At 50.8% G+C, this 16,657-nt stretch carries 19 protein-coding genes, 1 tRNA gene and 2 pseudogenes; 15 read left to right on the top strand and 7 right to left on the bottom strand.

Annotated features, from left to right (window positions below; translation table 11 throughout):
- Window positions 1-22 precede the first annotated feature (22 nt).
- Entirely contained in the window at window positions 23-757 is a 735-nt protein-coding gene (locus tag N5098_RS09320; protein WP_267637559.1) for a proteasome assembly chaperone family protein, read from the top strand.
- Window positions 758-776: 19 nt separating this feature from the next.
- On the opposite strand, the gene N5098_RS09315 is transcribed toward N5098_RS09320, so the two are convergent.
- Window positions 777-1,280 carry an SHOCT domain-containing protein gene (locus tag N5098_RS09315; RefSeq protein ID WP_267637557.1) on the bottom strand — a complete coding sequence of 168 codons (504 nt, stop codon included), beginning with the start codon at window positions 1,278-1,280 and terminating at the stop codon, window positions 777-779.
- 89 nt (window positions 1,281-1,369) lie between these two features.
- On the opposite strand from N5098_RS09315, the gene N5098_RS09310 reads away from it, so the two are divergent.
- The 3 genes from N5098_RS09310 to N5098_RS09300 all read left to right on the top strand — a co-directional run bounded on the left by N5098_RS09310 (window position 1,370) and on the right by N5098_RS09300 (window position 3,222).
- Window positions 1,370-1,876 (top strand): FxsA family protein, encoded by a 507-nt coding sequence (locus N5098_RS09310; protein ID WP_267637556.1) that lies wholly within the window; start codon window positions 1,370-1,372, stop codon window positions 1,874-1,876.
- A gap of 46 nt (window positions 1,877-1,922) precedes the next feature.
- A tRNA-Ile gene (locus N5098_RS09305) sits at window positions 1,923-1,996 on the top strand.
- Window positions 1,997-2,382: 386 nt separating this feature from the next.
- Window positions 2,383-3,222: a DUF8148 domain-containing protein gene (locus tag N5098_RS09300; RefSeq protein WP_267637555.1), complete on the top strand. Its 840-nt coding sequence runs from the start codon at window positions 2,383-2,385 to the stop codon at window positions 3,220-3,222.
- Here N5098_RS09300 and N5098_RS17790 read toward each other — a convergent pair.
- Both N5098_RS17790 and N5098_RS09295 read right to left on the bottom strand, forming a co-directional pair.
- Window positions 3,122-3,349, bottom strand: a complete 228-nt coding sequence (locus N5098_RS17790; protein WP_465261602.1) for a hypothetical protein — start codon at window positions 3,347-3,349, stop codon at window positions 3,122-3,124. The genes N5098_RS09300 and N5098_RS17790 overlap by 101 nt on opposite strands.
- A 115-nt stretch (window positions 3,350-3,464) precedes the next feature.
- A complete protein-coding gene (locus tag N5098_RS09295) occupies window positions 3,465-3,653 on the bottom strand; it encodes a hypothetical protein (RefSeq protein ID WP_267637554.1) in 189 nt (62 codons plus the stop codon).
- 116 nt (window positions 3,654-3,769) lie between these two features.
- Here N5098_RS09295 and N5098_RS09290 point away from each other — a divergent pair, with 116 nt between their 5' ends.
- Window positions 3,770-4,351 carry a zinc ribbon domain-containing protein gene (locus N5098_RS09290; RefSeq protein WP_267637553.1) on the top strand — a complete coding sequence of 194 codons (582 nt, stop codon included), beginning with the start codon at window positions 3,770-3,772 and terminating at the stop codon, window positions 4,349-4,351.
- A 23-nt stretch (window positions 4,352-4,374) separates the two neighbouring features.
- Here N5098_RS09290 and N5098_RS09285 read toward each other — a convergent pair whose 3' ends face one another.
- Entirely contained in the window at window positions 4,375-4,641 is a 267-nt protein-coding gene (locus N5098_RS09285) for a DUF7692 domain-containing protein (protein WP_267637552.1), read from the bottom strand.
- Window positions 4,642-4,936: 295 nt separating this feature from the next.
- A complete protein-coding gene (locus N5098_RS09280) occupies window positions 4,937-5,638 on the bottom strand; it encodes a hypothetical protein (protein ID WP_267637551.1) in 702 nt (233 codons plus the stop codon).
- Window positions 5,639-5,727: 89 nt separating this feature from the next.
- On the opposite strand from N5098_RS09280, the gene N5098_RS09275 reads away from it, so the two are divergent.
- From N5098_RS09275 to N5098_RS09250, 6 genes are all read left to right on the top strand, one after another.
- A complete protein-coding gene (locus N5098_RS09275; protein WP_267637549.1) occupies window positions 5,728-6,132 on the top strand; it encodes a hypothetical protein in 405 nt (134 codons plus the stop codon).
- A gap of 483 nt (window positions 6,133-6,615) precedes the next feature.
- On the top strand, window positions 6,616-7,413 hold the full coding sequence (locus N5098_RS09270; protein WP_267637548.1) for a hypothetical protein: 798 nt from the start codon (window positions 6,616-6,618) through the stop codon (window positions 7,411-7,413).
- A gap of 4 nt (window positions 7,414-7,417) precedes the next feature.
- Window positions 7,418-7,978: a hypothetical protein gene (locus N5098_RS09265; protein ID WP_267637547.1), complete on the top strand. Its 561-nt coding sequence runs from the start codon at window positions 7,418-7,420 to the stop codon at window positions 7,976-7,978.
- Complete coding sequence (locus tag N5098_RS09260) at window positions 7,975-8,883, top strand: hypothetical protein (protein ID WP_267637545.1); 909 nt, start codon at window positions 7,975-7,977, stop codon at window positions 8,881-8,883. The genes N5098_RS09265 and N5098_RS09260 overlap by 4 nt, the downstream gene beginning before the upstream one ends.
- Window positions 8,876-10,996, top strand: a complete 2,121-nt coding sequence (locus N5098_RS09255; protein ID WP_267637543.1) for an AAA family ATPase — start codon at window positions 8,876-8,878, stop codon at window positions 10,994-10,996. Before N5098_RS09260 ends, N5098_RS09255 begins: the two co-directional genes overlap by 8 nt.
- A gap of 205 nt (window positions 10,997-11,201) precedes the next feature.
- Window positions 11,202-12,503: a hypothetical protein gene (locus tag N5098_RS09250; protein ID WP_267637542.1), complete on the top strand. Its 1,302-nt coding sequence runs from the start codon at window positions 11,202-11,204 to the stop codon at window positions 12,501-12,503.
- A 376-nt stretch (window positions 12,504-12,879) separates the two neighbouring features.
- Here N5098_RS09250 and N5098_RS09245 read toward each other — a convergent pair whose 3' ends face one another.
- The gene (locus N5098_RS09245) at window positions 12,880-13,146 is read right to left on the bottom strand and encodes a winged helix-turn-helix domain-containing protein (RefSeq protein ID WP_497007449.1); all 267 of its coding nucleotides are present in this window, start codon (window positions 13,144-13,146) and stop codon (window positions 12,880-12,882) included.
- A gap of 393 nt (window positions 13,147-13,539) precedes the next feature.
- On the opposite strand from N5098_RS09245, the gene N5098_RS09240 reads away from it, so the two are divergent.
- Both N5098_RS09240 and N5098_RS17785 read left to right on the top strand, forming a co-directional pair.
- Complete coding sequence (locus N5098_RS09240) at window positions 13,540-13,797, top strand: hypothetical protein (protein ID WP_267637540.1); 258 nt, start codon at window positions 13,540-13,542, stop codon at window positions 13,795-13,797.
- A gap of 76 nt (window positions 13,798-13,873) precedes the next feature.
- Window positions 13,874-14,152, top strand: a pseudogene (locus tag N5098_RS17785) (site-specific integrase); the annotation flags it as partial.
- Window positions 14,153-14,516: 364 nt separating this feature from the next.
- Here N5098_RS17785 and N5098_RS17780 read toward each other — a convergent pair.
- Window positions 14,517-14,675, bottom strand: a complete 159-nt coding sequence (locus N5098_RS17780) for a DUF8595 family protein (RefSeq protein WP_464379773.1) — start codon at window positions 14,673-14,675, stop codon at window positions 14,517-14,519.
- Window positions 14,676-14,784: 109 nt separating this feature from the next.
- On the opposite strand from N5098_RS17780, the gene N5098_RS17775 reads away from it, so the two are divergent.
- Together N5098_RS17775 and N5098_RS09225 are read left to right on the top strand one after the other, a co-directional pair.
- A complete protein-coding gene (locus tag N5098_RS17775) occupies window positions 14,785-15,201 on the top strand; it encodes a DUF8134 family protein (RefSeq protein WP_465261601.1) in 417 nt (138 codons plus the stop codon).
- A gap of 119 nt (window positions 15,202-15,320) precedes the next feature.
- Window positions 15,321-16,601, top strand: a pseudogene (locus N5098_RS09225) (nitrite/sulfite reductase); the annotation flags it as partial.
- Between the last annotated feature and the right edge of the window lie 56 nt (window positions 16,602-16,657).

Below are 16,657 nucleotides of genomic sequence, written 5' to 3'. Positions count from 1 at the left end.
TCACCCCTCTCTTTGTGTGAACATGGCGCACATAGAGATTCACAACGGGATGGAGTTTGAAGAACCGATGCTTGTCGAAGGCCTGCCTGGCGTCGGGTTGGTCGGAAAAATTGTGGCCGACCACTTAGTGAGTACACTCGATATGACCCAGTATGCGACGTGTTTCTGTGACGGACTCCCCCGTGTCGCAGTGTACGAAGCGGACAACCGGCAAGTCCACCAACCGGTACGCATCTACGGCGACGAGGAAAAAGACTTGCTTGTCCTTCAGAGTGATGTCCCGGTTTCACCCGACTCAGCACCTGATTTTGCAACCTGTTTGGCGGGCTGGTTCGCCGAGGAAAACATCACACCGGTGTTTCTGAGTGGACTACCCGAACAGAAAGATGGTGTCCCAGCAATGTATGGGTTTGGCTGTGGCGACGGACTGACGCTGTTAGATGAACACGATATCGACCAACCAAGCGAAAACGGGATGGTAAGTGGCCCAACGGGCGCATTGCTCGCAGAGGTCTGTGAACGCGACCTTGCTGCTATCGGATTGGTTGTCCAGGCAAACAAACAGTTCCCTGACCCCGAAGCCGCCCGGATACTGCTGGTCAACGCTATTGAGCCACTCGTTGATATCGAGGTCGAAACCAGTAAGCTGGTCGAGCAAGCCGAGGAGATTGCTGAGGCGCGCGAACAGCTTGCACAAAAAATGGAACAGGCCACTGGGGAAAGCACACAGGCCCAGCCGCTTGGTATGTACCAGTAGGCACCCACACAGATAACACTCACTCGTGTTCTGAGAGTAAGTCATCCGACTCAGTGCCGGTATCGGTATTTTCTCTGTGCCCCTCGACTGAGTTGTCCGTATCGAGGGTGTCAGCCACACGCTCGATGACTTCCTTATCAGTCGAGTCGACGTCTTCCATCTCGATGAGCGTGTCGAGACGGCGCTCTAGCTCGACTTCGTCAATTTCGCCACGGGCGTATCTATCCCGAAGCTTTTCAACTGGGTCAGCAACGGAGTCACTGCCGTCGGCTCCGTTCGCCGCCTCTTGTCTTTTCTCGTTCGTCTGTCTGCTCTGCTCGAGTTCCTCATTCGTCGACATCTGAGACGAGCTTGTGTACATAAATCCGAGCAGAAGTGCGGCCAACGGGGTAAGCAAGAACCAACCAACGACGAAGACGGTCACCGCGGCTTGGAGGCTCACGTACAAGCCGGCCAGAATACCAAGCGGAAGTGTCACCACTGCAAATATCGGGACGAGCATCATCGATAGTCTCGGCACCATATTGTGTGCCTCTGAGGGAAGCCTGAAAAACGCTGTCCCGTAATGACGAGTCTCGAAAAGCGTTTGGGTGAGGGGAAAATAGAGCCAGTATGCTCAGACTCATCGGGTTGCTGCTGTTAATCCCACTGCTCGATGCGGTGTTCCTCGTCGTGTTAGCGGGCTCTCTCGGATGGCAACTGGTCGTGTTATTGGTCGTGTTGACGGCGCTAATCGGGATGTTTCTCGCTCGCCTGGAGGGACGTCATACGCTCGCGAAGATACAGCGAAAGGCTGCCCGCGGCGAAGCACCGACTGACGAACTGATGGACGGCGCGCTCCTGCTCATTGCCGGGGCGTTCCTGTTGACGCCGGGACTTGTCACCGACGCCATTGGATTCTTGTTGTTGGTGCCCCTGACGCGGTACCCAATCCGGCTGGCGCTCAAAAAATGGGTGGTCGTCCCCTATGCCGACAGTAAGACTGGTGGGTTCGCCAGCGGCGGCGTCTACATCGGCGGTTTCCCCGGGGACGATGACGAAACACAGCCCGAATCCAGTGAGAGCGGCTTTGAAGCGTCGAATGACGTCGATTTCGAAGATGTTGACGACTCCCGATGAGAAAAGTAACGTTTAACAGTGCCTGCCGGTTACCGTGAGATGCGTCGGGCCGATAGCTCAGTTAGGTTGAGCGCTCGGCTGATAACCGGGAGGCCCGCGGTTCAAATCCGCGTCGGCCCACTTCGATTCCTCCCCGTTCTTAGATTTTCTATATTCGTCTCTAAACTGCCTGAATACTCGATATTCGGGCGATAAGGATTTTTCAGAAAACTATCATTCTGAGCAATTCACAAGCCATGCTTGCGCCGCCCTCTGCCGTCTGCCGGTTTTTAGAGCCAAGACTTCCCTCGCGGAGGTGGCGCACCCGTGACGGACTGGACTCAGTTCGTCGCGTACATCTGTCGGCACTCATGCTGTAGCGAGGACTGTATCAATCATATCGACTCCGCAGCTGCACAGACGAAGCAGTGCTGGGAATGCTGTCGAGACAATCAAGATGCTCCTCTCGTGTCCCACCACTTGCCAGCTGAGGACTCGGAACCTGCTACTCCTATTCTCACGACTGAATGAGTCTCGCTGAGCCTCTAGGACACCTCGGTGGGCTCGACCTCGCGGATAGATGTAACACTCCCGTCTTAGCAGACCTCCTTGACGAGCGTGACCTGCTCGGCCACGGCCCACTTATCGACGGGACTCTCACACAACGCGATACTGACAGAGTTCGGATAGCGAAGTTCATTGCGTCGAAACCAGAAGGTACGCCACTCACGCACGTTGTTTCATACGCGGTTAAAGGCGTCAACCCGAACCACTGCGAGCACGTCGACGGCTCGGACCCAGACTACCAGTTTGCATACCGCTTCATCAACGACCTTGTAGCACCAGACGACCCATACGTCCGGAAATCGGAGTCGTCAGGTGTTCTTTTCGTGACCCCGACAGTGCGCCTTCTTGACTTGATTACAGAAGGCATTACTCAAACAACCCATACGGAAGGACTGACGTACGACCGCGAGTTTCTGCGTAACTACCTCGCTCGCGTCGATTCTGTCGACGATGACCTTCGGGAACTGCTCGTCGACGGTTTTACATCCTACCTCAACCGCATCGAAGACTACCGTCTGCTGTTCGACGTTCACTTCGTTGATCTTGTGGACGACTCCCTTGCGATACTCTATTCTGAACAGTCCCTCGAGGAAGGCCGCGCGAAGAAAATCAAGGATGACGACGACTTCCTGATAACAGGCCCCTGGTCAGCTACCGAGGCCCAGATTACCGGACTTGCTGGCCTGCTCGCTGGCCTTCTCAGTACATCACTTCTCGCCGAAGTAGAACCCGGCTTGGCCGAACTCGCCTGCCTCTGTGGTGACTGCCACTCTCGCGCAACCCAAGAGGGAACACGATGAGTGACAAAATCGTAGCCACCGATATACCGGCTCCCTCGTATAGCGTGATAAGTGGACTTGCGAAATTGAATCCCCAGATAGTCATCCCCAAAATACCGGTATCCACTCCCGCGCTTAAGACGAACATCGGAGAAATGAATGCGTCGTTGAAGTCGAGCTTGCCGCCGTCGGTCATCGGTGTCCCCAGCGGGTGGGTGCCGTGGACTTGACGATACAGCCACGCGTAGAAGATAGCGAAATCCTTACGCATGGCCCGCCTCCCGCTCTTCGACGTGCTGGCAGTTCAGACAGATGAACCTGTCCGTCACGCCCTCACTGCCGAGATAATGAGTTTCTTTTGCGCCACAGCCCGAGCACGTCGGCCCGAGCCTAGGGAGTGTCTGTACGCCTGTCGTGTGTCCCTGTTCTGGGACGGAGTGACCAGAGTTCATGGTCACTCTTCTGATACTAGACGGGGTGGTTTAACACAGGTAGTAGCTTTTGACCAATTAGTGGGTCCCAAGTTGAGTAGTTATTGTTAAATGGCATTCGGGTGTCTGCATAAGAAATGAATTATTGTCCTGAATGTGGAGAAAGCGTCAGTAAAAATGATGTTTTTTGTGCTAACTGTGGGACGCAGATACGACAAAAACCTCGTTCAGAGAATCGTGCCCGGAAGCGGATTGGCCGCTCTGATGGCTCAGGATCAGCTGGTGCAGAATCAACAGAAGCTGAATACTTTCGACTCTTAGGTGTTATATCGACCGGTATGGCCATCGTTGGAGTGTTTATGAACTGGATCCAATTTGAATTTGTCAGTGTACTAAATCAAAGTGTTAGTACCACTGCAATTGGACTTGATTTTAATTTGGGTCTCGCAGTTTCCATTCTGGCCGTTGTGTCATGCTTGTGCTTGATCGCTGGGGAGTCATCACTATATCTTTTTGCTGGATTGCTTGGACTCGGTATCACTGCTGGGATGGTTGCTCTTCTAATTGATCCATTCATGTTCCAACCTAATCTTGATGATTTTGAAGTTGCAGCACTTTCAGAAGTTTCTGAAATTGGAACCGGTGTGTATGTAACGCTATGTGGTGGTGTTGGTGTGACTCTCTTTGGATTTTTGTCAGCCGTGGCCGTGAGTAAGTAGCTTTCCGCATTCAGACGGAGTTTTTACGCAGTTGGCTCTACATCCGTTTTTACTTCAGCAGATATCTCAATGGTGTCTGTACTGAGTTTTGTGGTTACTTCTTCCAGCTCGCCAGCCGATAATCGCTCGGCAAGATATTCTATTGCTTCTTGCTTTGCCTCAACGTCTTGCTTCGCGTGGATGCACGCGCTATCTATCGCGCCCGCCTTGGTGGATTCATCGAGTACGTCAGCGGTCCGTTCGTAAAGGTCGCTTCTCCAAGCCTTCTTACCGTCTGTGTTGATGCGCATATTTGCACATGGTGGCCGAGTTCCTAGATTTTTGGGGTTACTCAACGGGGTAATTCAGGGTGATTCGGTGGGGGTATCCGGGGAGATCGTGATGGGACGGCTCCAGGCTCGACGAAAACAGCGCGAATTTGCACATGGTTCGAGCTGCTGGCATGTGCAAAAACGCGAATCGGCTTCTGTCGACGTGCAACCCTCAGGGATTGTCGACTGTGTATTAATCGATGAGGCAGTAGCAACTACAAAACAGTACAACGATGCTGCACTGGGTTAACCATGAGTAGTCACTACATATAGTTTAATCAGTCAATTCAGACCTGTAGAAATCGCCAATCATCGTTTTCACTCGACTCCGCTGCATGTAATCTTTTGTCGAGAACATAAGAAAGGAACTCAGTAGAGTAATCCCTATTATTGCTCCTGACTCTCCGGGATTTAGTACGGGAGAATACGCAATGAAGGAATTAGCCAGTAAAATAACCAGGTGGGCCACCGCTGTGAGACCGAAAGCAACGTACAGGCTTCTAGAAAGAATCATTAATACATAGAACCGATGGGAGCGACCAATATTGTTGTCGTAGATATGTCCATAAGTCATATGAAAAACCAAGTCCTGACTCAGTTCCCAGTCAAGATTATCCAACTCATCTGCCTGGTTATCGGCAAAAAATAATTTGGCTCCACGCATGTATCGCTCAGTATAATTAATCCCGTCATCCCCAGAGGACGCATTACTGACTTCGTCACGGAAAGTCGATATTGTAGTTTTTGTGTAAGGCATAGCCCCGTCAATTACTCTTGCTAGTGCCTGAAATACCCAGCCAACAACGAAACTAAAAATCACTAAGAGAAATGCAAAGAACGCGCCACCAGCATCTAATCCACCTTGCAAAATAGAGAAGTACTCTTCGCTGAGCAGGCTTGCAGTTCCAAACATTACTACCGTTCCTGGGATGATATTGCCAAAGACATCCCAGAGTCCAAACTGCTGATAATTCATATGCCTCAATACTCAGAAAGAGAGTATAAATTGGGGCGTTTCTTAGGACGACATATAATTTTATAACAGTAGGCTCCGAAGCCGTGCCTATGCCAGAGTGTGTCCGTTGCAACGACTTCACCGACAACAAAGCAGACAAAGAGTACCACTACTGTGACAGTTGCCTTGACCGTTTCCACGAGGTGACACAATCCGGCGTTATCGTAGAACAGACTGGCGACCAGTACACGATAACCGTCACCAACCAGAATACCGAACTGGACGGTGGACGCGAAAAGTCCCAAGTAGACGCGCTTGCCCGTGCGAAGCGCATCTGTGACGAATACGGTGTCGAGGGGCTGTTCAAATACGAGCGTACAGGGTCACGGTGGCTGCTCGACGAATATCTCGAAGCACACCAGAGTGTGAGCCAGGACGTTCACGAACGGCTACGTCGTGCCCCCGACCTCGACAGTGATGGTTTTCTTGACCGTGTTCGCAGTCTGTTTGAGTAGAACGTGTCTGCTGTTCTGGTTGGTCTGATATGCAAAAATCAGAATCGGCTTTTCTCGACGTGCAACCCATAGGGCTAAGGGTGTATCTGTATGTTGGAACGTGAGTGTGTAATATAGAGGTTTTTTATGGGTATCTATCTCCCTGGTATAATCTCATATAAGTGATATAGTTCATCACCACTTTTCAAGTAACCGACGCTGAAGTACAACAGCAGGCCCGCCCACTCTGAATCGTTATCTCTTGGAATTGTATACTGGTGGTCGAAGCCTATGTTGTATTAAGCCGTCTATCCCTCGCTCTACAGGGGAACGGCGAACACATTTTAGACCCGATGGCTATGACTATTTAAATCCGATTTATAATTTATAGGTAAATCAAATTACACCAGTTATTCACCATATCGTTAGCAAGGGAACCAAAGTAGTCATGTGGTTATAGTATCGAGTGTATTAATAATGGTTGATTTTGGTATAAGATAATCTATGAAGCGTCACCACTGGCTCACTTGGGGGAGGGGTAAAAAGCTCCTCTCACGATGGATTATTGCAGTTTTTCCGCTCTTCGTAACTCTAGGAGTTGGAACTTTGTTTTCTATCCCGATTCCCGGTACAGAAGAGTTCAGCCAAGAAATTTTCATAGGTAGTGTTGCTATTGGGATAATATGTCTATTGTCCACAGCGTGGTTCACGAAATCTGCGGCAGAGGTTTTGTTTTGTCCTCGCTTACATCATTCCTCAGGAATTGTCATCTCCACTCTATCTCTAACACTTGTTGCGATCGTCCTGACCTATCTTGGCTATCTCCTCTTCCATGTCTCTCTGGGTGAGCCAATGATCCCATCTTTTGGAGACGTAGGTGTCGGATTTGCAATAGCATCGCTATTCGCACTCTTTCTGTCAGTCCTCAGATTAAGAGTAATCAGGGCTGATAGAACGTCTGTTAGAATTACTGAAGAGGGTAGACTAGTTCATAACTCACTCACAAAAATTCGCGATGGAAATGCGGATTTCAAAGACACTGAAAATCTGGTCTCTGGACTAGAATATATTGCAAAAGAAATGAAAATAGAACCTCTGGTTGAAGATCAAGAGCGTTATGAGAAAATACAGACTTGGTGCACGGAATGTTCAAAATCAAATACTCTAATTTCGCGTCTTCGGATGATTCCTGACAGTCCAAAATCTCCCACAACAGAGCGCACTAGAAGGCAGGTAGCACGTTTTGAGGACATGGAGAATGATTTACGTATGATGAGTGTGACTGGTCAACAAAGACAGTGAGTTCATGTCGGTAGCTAATTTCAGACCGTATGATGACGGGGAAGACATTCAATGCCATGATGAAAATGTCGTCATCATCTGTGGCCCTAACGCCACGTGCTTTGGAACTGATCCCCTTGATTTGATCAAAGAGGAAAAGAAGAGTATTGAGGAATGTCCAGATTCAGTTGATGCTACACCAGAACCAGAAGGCCTCAAAATCGCACAAAATGCAGATAAAGACTATCAGAGTCAAATGCAACTCCATGTAAACAGTCTTTGGTTGATTCACTATTCTTGTTTGCTTGATTCTGACCATGTCGGAACGATTTCAAACAACGCAAATCTTGTTCCGGATACTGGACAGGTTGTAGTCTGGGTCGACTGTAAAGACAATCGCGAAGAGGTTGCTGAGAAACTCACAGGGATCATTCCGAGAGCATATATTGAACACTCAGAAAATGATTTCCGTCGTAAAGTCTGGGGCTACCTGTTTCATACCGCAAATCCTGAGAATGGTCAAGAAGACTTGAAAGAGTGGAGCCAAGAAGTTCACAGAATCCTGGAGTATATAGATCCACAATGAGCAACGATTGGATTGTCTTGGAGGAAGTCGGAAAATGGGCAGGTCTAGAAGGAGATGACTTAGATACTTATCTCAGACTCGCTAGCCAGATTCATAATAAAGCGGTTGAACAAAGTGGGCAACAGTATGATATGGACACGGAATATTTTCATTTCCTCAATCAGGAGGTCCTCAGTTCGCCTGAGATCGAGGAAGCGATAACTAATCAAGGGCTCTCTCCGGAAAAGTTATCTGCGATTAGGAGTGGGAATGTTGATTTTGAGGAATTCCTAAACGAAACTCATCTAGTAAACTACACCCTTGACGAAATTGTAGATTTTGTGATGGTTCTGAAACTACTAGATGGGTACCGCAGTCGTGTTGAAGATAGTCAGATGCCGTTAGATAAACTATACTATCTTGCATTTACAGTTAACTACCGGCTCTCGAAGAACGATGATATTGTGCGGTTTGAGGATTCACTAGGCATTGGCAATCTACAACGAACGGGGTACCGGTATTCTTTCATCAAGCAGAGTGGCTATCCGTTCTCAGAGAGTTTAGAACGAGATAAGAATCGTCTTATCGGTTGGAACCTGCTTAATGAGCGTACAGTTCCAAACCTTAGCAACTGCGAATATCCGTTTGAGTTGTCTATGGGCGAGCGGGGCAAATTCTTCTTTACACGGTATCAGCAGAAAATAAACCAGTTTGATAGTCTCTTGTTGAAAACCTGGGAAGATGAGCAACGACAAGTCCTGAACGACTTCGCTGCTGAGTCGATCGAAAGCCTTCATTCATACCTTCAGTCGATCGACCTGGTTCAACAGGCTCAGGAGGGTAACGTCGTCCTACACGGACGTCCAATGAATTTCACAGAGAACGACAAGCAGTCCAAGCAAGGAGAATTCAACGCACATGCCTGAAACACCCGCCGTCTGGACACGTATTGAAGAGGAGTTAGATGCAAAGGGAGACGACTTTTCAATTGAAGATATAGAGCGTCTTAGAGAGTTCTTCCTCTCCAATTTCGATGAAATTCGTTATAACGTGGATGACGTTCGCTTAGCGAAGTTTTCAACCCGCTTCTTCAAGGCGATAGGACGAACGGAGACGATTGATTTTGATGAGCGATCAACCTACCTTTACGGCCCAAATTCCAAGGGTAAAACTAGTCTCATCAAAGCTATACAGTTCAATATTGCTGGAATTCCAGAGGGTGACGAAGATAAATACGGGATGAGGAATCTTGTACATGGAAACTCTGAGCGTCTCAGCACAATAGGATTTTGGCAATTAGACGAAAAACCCCATACGCTTGAGAGAAATCTTCTGAAGACGGGGCGAGGTGGTAAACGGAAAGAATACGATAGCCCATATTTGAGAGAGGGGTTCGTTGAGGAAGCTGACTCGGTAGTGGATCGGATGGAAAACCCGGAGAAGCATATCGGAGAAGAGGGTATTAGCAACAAGAAATTACTGAAAAGATTGGGTCTCTACGGATTGAATATAAGGGGACATTCTCCCTTCAAGATACTATCCCTGTTTTTCTTAATGGGTGAAGATTTCAAGCGATTCTTTGGAGATAATTCACAGTTTATCGATTTGTTATTTGGGATTAGTGTATCACAAGTTGTAGATGCAATTGACGAAAAAATAGATGATCTAGAGTTACGCGAAGAGGAAGCTAATGCACAGGGAGAACTTACGAGATACCGGAATAAGAAAGAGAAGTTAGAAGAAGAAATTGACGAGCTGAAGTTAACGCGCGAGCAGAAAATAAACCGTCTTACTCAGCTTCAAGACCGTCGTGACTCAATTGACGATACATTAGGAGAAGAAGACCAACTAAAAAGCCTCGAAAACCGTAGAGATGAACTTCGAGGTCGGCGAGCCGACTTGAAGGTTAGACTTGAGGAAACGACTGACGAGTTAGGTCAAATAAAGCGGCTTATTGAACGCCACGACAGCACAGAGTTACATCGAGATTTGTCTGGAATCGCAGACGATCTGCGAAATCTGATGACAGTGCCGAATACCTGTCCTGTTTGTACCAACGAGGTTGATGCAGAGCAGCGGTCAAGGCTCGTTGACGATGGCGATTGTCCGCTCTGTGCCAAAGAAATGCCAGAAGAGAAGATGCTGGTGGAACATGAGCACCAGTCTCCCGATTCACTCACTGACAGCAGACTCCCCGATGATGACGATATTCAAGATTACCGTAAGAAGAAACGGGACTTGGAAGGGGAACAGAAACACCTACGAAAACAAATAAGCGATCTTGAAGAAGAGTTAGAATCTGTTCAGAATCAGTTACGAAATAGCGAAGTGAAGGATCTTGCAGAGGAAAAAACCAAATTAAGAGACGAAATTGACCACTTGAGGAAAGATATATTCTCTATTGAATCAGATATTGAACATCTGCAGGACGAATTGCAACGTATAGACTATGAAATCAGTGCCCAGAAACGATTAATTCCAATAGCTAAGGAGAAACAAAGCCGCAGAGATACCTTTGAAAAATTCAAGCCGATAGTCAAGCGTCAGCGAAAAAAGAGACGAGAAAGTGAAAAGAGGAAATTAGAGGAAGAGATTGAAGAGCTTTTAGGAGTTTTTGATCATGGAACATTTGCGGAAGCACATAACCCACGTTTTGAAGAGGGAGATACGTACCACTACACAATCCAAACCCCAGAACGAGAACTAAGATCGCGCAGACCAGAGCCGAGCACCGCTGAAACCAATATCCACGCATTCCTGTTCCATACTGCACTTCTTCGGAGACTTAGTAGTTCAATTAATAGTCTGCCGTTCAGAATGTTTGTTATTGATTCTCCATTTACTAATGAGATTGATAAAGAAAATGAGAAAGATATTACAAATTTCTTGAATGAACTTCCTGATTTCCTACCGAACTACCAAATAGTGATTACTTCAGCATCTACGGAAGGATTTGAATCATCTACATTCGCCAGTGAGTACGATATGAAAAAGTACCCAAGTCAAGGACAAGCAGACTTGGCGCAGTTTGAGGACTAAGTCAGAATACTATTGTAGGTTCCCCAGTTCTGAGATTGCTAAACCAGTCGAGTATACCTTAGTTGCCATTATTGAGAATTTGATATATAGTTTAAGTCCCTTGCATTTATCTCTACAAAATAACCACGTGGTCGGTGGGCGATCGGCTATCCCCCTCACCATCTGAAAACAAACTGTTATTATATCTTCCTGTAGAGGTAAGCGTATGATCTTTCTCAACCCCTCTCGCAACCCCTCCTCCGAGTATACACCTGTCCCCTCTGAACAGATGATTGTCCGCCGATACCGCTCACTGAGCGAAAAACGCCAGATTGAGACGTACTTCACCGAGGGTTTGTTCTGCAACCACCTCACGAACTTCGACGATAATAACGAAGGAATCCTCGAGCATCCCGGCGGATATAATAACCTCAAAGGCAGTCTTGCAGCAGACTCCAGGCGAAAACGACAGCGCATGGACGAAGGTATTGACATAGTATCTGACGAAGAATTCCAAGAGGCGCTCGACCAGTACCATCGTGACTCCCGCCACCAGCACTTTGCCAACTGCTGGCGACTCGGAACCGAAGAGAAAGACAACATCTGGAAATGCTACACTCAGGATGCCGAGATGAAAGCCGGGTGTGCGATCGAGACTACCGTCGGCCAGCTGGTTGCAGCCCTGCCGTCTTGGCCAGTGATTCAAGACGAAGACGACGGCTTCGGTCCGAACAACATTACACAGACCTCTGAATGGAACCTGTCGTTCACCACGGACACGTGCGACATCCGGTTTGGAACCTGTAAATATCAACAGGATGAAAACCCCACTCAGGACCAACCAGCGGGCTGGAACGCGGCTATCACTTTCTTTAAAGGCGAGGACTTCGACGACGAAATCGAGTTCCGCATACTGGTTAATCCATTTACGAGCAACGTTTTCATTGAGTCAGCGGCAGACGGGACCCCGGTCGCGTTCCGGCCTGATCTTGAGGAGGATCCATTTCTGAAGCTACCGGCAGCAACTGAATGGATGGCCAACCGCCTCATACTGGCTCCGAATGCCACAGAGGAACAGCGAGACAAGATCGAATCGTGGCTTAACGAGTTTGGGGTAGAAGTCGGCAGTGGGTCAGATGCGGGTCTGGAGGTAATTGAGTCAACGAACGCGGGAACGACGCTTCAGGACAAGTACGAGTACACGGCGGAGTTGGCAGGCCTCGCGAACTACGATGGCTCGGTCGAACATCTTGAACACGCAATGGGACAGTTTCTAACGAAACGCGATTGGGACGTCTGGCCTGTTGTCGATCTCGTTGAGATCAACTCTGACAATGCCGGTACGTTTCTCGAAGCATACTGGCATCGGTCGGAAGAACCAGTATTCGAGATGGACGAGTACGGCCACCACGACATCCAACGGGTGTGGGTCCGGCGCTTTACGGACCCAACTGAGGAGCCGGAAATGTGGAAAAACACACTTGCTGAAGAAGCAGAACAGGACACCAGGGAGCAATCGACTGGATAATGAGACCTTTCCTACGTCGTTCTATAGCAACCATTCATTGAGTTGAGCTTGATATATCAGTAGACTGTCTGACGGTTTGGAGCCCCACTGGTTAAACATATAGTGGCGGCTCTGTTGTCAACTCTCTTCTATCTATTCCTTTGTAGCGCTACCGTCTGGATACCGTAGTCTGTAATCTGATAGTACCCTTGCCGTCATCAACTCATTCAATCAGTTCAAGTTCTATTAGTTCTGAAACCCGACGTTTGGTATAAGTCGTACTATATTCGGATTAAACGATGCAACACCGGGCGGAGCTGCAACTGCAGTCTCATCGTAAAAATAGACACTAGCGTTACTGCGATTTTTCTTGGTCAAGAAAGGCCAGATTCACGTCTTATTTCTCATTAAATTCGAGATCTTCGGCACTCAGATCACCACTCAGATATTTTCGTCCTTGGATTGTAATTTCATAAAGACCTTCATCGACTTTTTCAATCAAACCACCTTCCTCTAATTTCGCAAGCCGCCGCGCGATATAATGGCGGGAATAATCAACATTAGCTGCAAGAATACGCGGTGAGAGTCTTAGACCACTATCTTCGAGGGCTTCAAGAATTCTATCATCTGCCTGTGTCATCCATGAAACCCTTGGACGGCGCATACTTTCTGGTTTTGAGGCTGTACTATAGTAGCATCGGTGGGTACTCTACAAACTAACATATAGATAGTCATACTACAACGTACGTTGATTTTAAGTGAAGTGGCCGCAACAGTGCGAGATATGGCGACACCCGAATCTGCTTCCGATCTGGTTCCGAAAAAAGAGCAGTCGGCCGCGTGTTCGCACTGGAGCGAACACATGAAACCACGAGACGCAAGCGCATTTAACACAAGTCGATACAGCCCGCGAACCACTTTCATCACTTTCACCTACCTGTTACCGGCGACTCACCGGCGTAGCGGACACGTCACGCGTCGAAAACGACCATTTCATTTTCACTGTCCGCGTGTGGACAGGTCGTTTATCAACCCCGTCCGTCAGTTTCGACCAGCTATGTCGGACAAGCAAACTATCGATATCGAAGATCGGCTGGACCGTTGGCGGTTCGTCTGTCCACGCGGCCACCGGAGTTGGGAACCGACGAACCACCATTTCTGGTGTGCCAACTGCGCGCGCCAGCACGAGATTGACGGCGTGTTCTATGAGTTGGTCGACCGGAAGACTGGCCGTGAATACGAACGTGAGGACGTGAAGCTACTCACAGCCGCCGGTCCCTACGACCGTGATCTCGACCGGAGGGGGTCAGCATGACTTGCCCTGAATGCGGAAGCACGAACGTCCACCCGTCGGGTGGGTGTCCGTTCTGCCCCGAGTGTGGGTGGTCTAAATGCGGGGGTGCGCGAGCGTGAGCGACGAGCTCGAAGCGCTCGCCCCCGAGGATGCTGTGAAACTCTACGTCCAGCACCGCGAAGGCGAGATTTCGTCTGAAACTCTCAAGTCACACGGGTACAGGCTCCAGCAGTTTGCCGAGTGGTGCGATGACGACGGTATTCACAACCTCAACAACCTGACCGGGCGAGACCTACACCGCTTCCGGGTCCACCGTCAGGACAATGACGGGCTGAAGCCTGTGACTCTGCAAGGCCAGCTATCGACGCTGCGCGTGTTCCTGAACTTTTGTGAGTCGATTGATGCGGCAGAGGAGGGACTACACGAAAAAATCCTTCTACCGCACGTCTCGGAAGCCGATTCGAGGCTCTCGGGGTCCGCCGGGTCGTACCGGACTGCGTCCCGACCGTCACCACCCGCTATCTCGGGGTCGCCACGCACAACAGGCTCTCCCACCGGCTCCCGGCGCTCGGTTCGACGACTGGCCCCGGCATCATCCCCGTCGCTGCCGTCGGGACCGCGATTCGACTGGGTCATCGCGCTGACGGCACCACGCCGCCTCTTGACCGCGTCACAGGGAGAAACGGCGTCCGGTATCGCTGGTCCTGAGGCCACCCGGGGGGCTGTGACGGGTCCAGTCGCTACGTCTTGTCGCCATCGGTCTCCTCTTCGTTCTCCGCGTCTCGGAAGTCCGAGAGATGTTCCCATATTTCTGTACACCCCGCGCCGTCCGAGAGATGTTGCAGGTGATTCTGATCCGGTTCCTCCGGCGCTTGGTCCTCGGACTCTGTATCGGCCATCGAGTAGGTATCAATTCCATCGAAGTATATAGACTCTCCCCGGGGAAAACTCTGTCATCGGTTGGGGACGACGGTTCTTGTTGCCGGTATCCCGTTCATCGAGCGCGCAGTGTCAGCCCGGACCGTCGTCGAGACCGGCAACGATCGCGTGGGGCGTCACGGTTTCCCGTCGGCATGCCTACTTCATGTTGTGGTCACTTCCATCCGGCAACTGGACGATGGTGCCTGGCTCAGCGTCGACGACAGCCGAACTGTCCCGGTCAGTAACCTCTGGATGCTCGCTCGCCACGACGTCTGTGACTGTCAGCCCGCCGACTTCCTGGCGGAGGCGTTCGTAGATATAGGGGTGCAGGCCAGCTCCGTTGAGGGGCGAATCGCCGGCGTCTGTGTCGGCTGTGGCGAACACGGGGTCACCGACTGGATCGAACTGGGTCGCGTCGACCACACCAGCGGGCAGTTCAGGGCCGTTATCCCGGATAGCATCCATGTGCCACGACGCAGACATCGGCTCTCCGAGCCCGTTTGAGCGCACACTCGGATGGGTAACTGCTCACCGTCACGGGAAGAAATCGCCGGGATCTCGGCCCGCCGGGAAAAGTTGTCGCCGCGGACACCCCTTTACTACTGTGGACGCTGATATGTCGCATGCCGACGGAAGTCGAAACGTGGAAAAAGGAAGTGTACGGGGCCGAGATCCGAGACTACGTCGAAGAGTTCGCGCGAGAGGGTTGGGAGACGCTCCCGGAAGACGAACGTGACGCCTGGTTCGAGCGCTTCAAATGGTGGGGACTGTACCACCAGCGGAAGGGTCAGGAGTCGTACTTCATGCTCAGGATCGGGGTGCCAATGGGGCGTCTCACGCCAGAACAGTTGCGGACGGTCGGTGAGATCGCCGACGAGTTTGCCCGTGGGCCAGCCGAGAACCCCGAGTTTGGCGCTGCCTACGCGGACTTCACCACCCGCCAGTCGATCCAGCTTCACTGGATCAAACTGGAGGATGTCGCCGAGATCTTCGAGCGCATCGAGGCGGTCGGCCTCTCATCGGTGCAGGCCTGTGGCGACTCTTGGCGAAACATCGTTGGGTCGCCGATGGCCGGCCGGGACGCTGACGAACACGTCAACGTCTGGCCGCTTGTTCAGGAACTCAACGACGAGTTCAAGCAGAATCCGGCTCACTCGGACCTCCCACGGAAGTGGAAGGTGTCGGTCACTGGTGACACCCGCGGCGCCGGCCAAGGCGACATCAATGACCTCGCCATCGAACCCGCCCTCAAACAGGTCGACGGCGAGGAGGTGACGGGGTTCAACATCCGAGTCGGTGGTGGACTCGCCCGGAAGGAGCCACGGTTCGCCCGCGACGTGGACATCTTCTGCAGGCCCGAGGATGTCACCGCGGTCGCCGCCGGCGTGAGTGCGCTCTTCCGGGACTACGGGGACCGCGACGACCGGTTCAACGCGCGTATCAAGTTCCTCGTCGACGAGTGGGGCCCGGAAAAACTCCGCCGGGTCCTCCAAGAGGAGTACATCGACTACGAGTTGCCGACGGCGGGCCGGGACCTGCGCGACCAGTATGACTACAACGCTGGCCGGAGTGATGCCCCGGGCGACTACGTCGGCGTCTTCGACCAGAAAGACGGCCAGAACTACGTCGGTTTGTCCGTGCTCACCGGGCGCGTCGGCGTCGAAGAGGTGGTCGAACTCGCGGACCTGGCCGACACCTATGGCTCCGAGATGATTGGCGTGACCCAGCGGCAGAACCTTGTCGTCGCCGACATCGCTGACGAGGATCTGGAGTCGTTCCTCGACGAACCGCTTTTGGAAGAGTACTCCCCCGACCCACACCCGTTCGAACGTGGTTCTATCGCGTGTACCGGTACTGATACTCACGGATATAAGTACGTGAAGACATCTGGTACTTCGATACGATCGAGCGCAGAGAGCGCAGCATCACGAAGATCGTCGAGGGTATCGAACAGACGGTT

The sequence above is a fragment of the Halovenus rubra genome (assembly GCF_026586665.1).
Classification (GTDB): Archaea; Halobacteriota; Halobacteria; order Halobacteriales; family Haloarculaceae; genus Halovenus; species Halovenus rubra.
This window is presented reverse-complemented; position numbering and strand designations above follow the sequence as displayed.

Bases quoted from the DNA above. Each gene is read 5' to 3' on its own strand.
- N5098_RS09320 (WP_267637559.1), top strand. From the start codon at position 23: ATGGCGCACATAGAGATTCACAACGGGATGGAGTTTGAAGAACCGATG.
- N5098_RS09315 (WP_267637557.1), bottom strand. From the start codon at position 1,280: ATGGTGCCGAGACTATCGATGATGCTCGTCCCGATATTTGCAGTGGTG.
- N5098_RS09310 (WP_267637556.1), top strand. From the start codon at position 1,370: ATGCTCAGACTCATCGGGTTGCTGCTGTTAATCCCACTGCTCGATGCG.
- N5098_RS09300 (WP_267637555.1), top strand. From the start codon at position 2,383: ATGAGTCTCGCTGAGCCTCTAGGACACCTCGGTGGGCTCGACCTCGCG.
- N5098_RS17790 (WP_465261602.1), bottom strand. From the start codon at position 3,349: ATGTTCGTCTTAAGCGCGGGAGTGGATACCGGTATTTTGGGGATGACT.
- N5098_RS09295 (WP_267637554.1), bottom strand. From the start codon at position 3,653: ATGAACTCTGGTCACTCCGTCCCAGAACAGGGACACACGACAGGCGTA.
- N5098_RS09290 (WP_267637553.1), top strand. From the start codon at position 3,770: ATGAATTATTGTCCTGAATGTGGAGAAAGCGTCAGTAAAAATGATGTT.
- N5098_RS09285 (WP_267637552.1), bottom strand. From the start codon at position 4,641: ATGCGCATCAACACAGACGGTAAGAAGGCTTGGAGAAGCGACCTTTAC.
- N5098_RS09280 (WP_267637551.1), bottom strand. From the start codon at position 5,638: ATGAATTATCAGCAGTTTGGACTCTGGGATGTCTTTGGCAATATCATC.
- N5098_RS09275 (WP_267637549.1), top strand. From the start codon at position 5,728: ATGCCAGAGTGTGTCCGTTGCAACGACTTCACCGACAACAAAGCAGAC.
- N5098_RS09270 (WP_267637548.1), top strand. From the start codon at position 6,616: ATGAAGCGTCACCACTGGCTCACTTGGGGGAGGGGTAAAAAGCTCCTC.
- N5098_RS09265 (WP_267637547.1), top strand. From the start codon at position 7,418: ATGTCGGTAGCTAATTTCAGACCGTATGATGACGGGGAAGACATTCAA.
- N5098_RS09260 (WP_267637545.1), top strand. From the start codon at position 7,975: ATGAGCAACGATTGGATTGTCTTGGAGGAAGTCGGAAAATGGGCAGGT.
- N5098_RS09255 (WP_267637543.1), top strand. From the start codon at position 8,876: ATGCCTGAAACACCCGCCGTCTGGACACGTATTGAAGAGGAGTTAGAT.
- N5098_RS09250 (WP_267637542.1), top strand. From the start codon at position 11,202: ATGATCTTTCTCAACCCCTCTCGCAACCCCTCCTCCGAGTATACACCT.
- N5098_RS09245 (WP_497007449.1), bottom strand. From the start codon at position 13,146: ATGCGCCGTCCAAGGGTTTCATGGATGACACAGGCAGATGATAGAATT.
- N5098_RS09240 (WP_267637540.1), top strand. From the start codon at position 13,540: ATGTCGGACAAGCAAACTATCGATATCGAAGATCGGCTGGACCGTTGG.
- N5098_RS17780 (WP_464379773.1), bottom strand. From the start codon at position 14,675: ATGGCCGATACAGAGTCCGAGGACCAAGCGCCGGAGGAACCGGATCAG.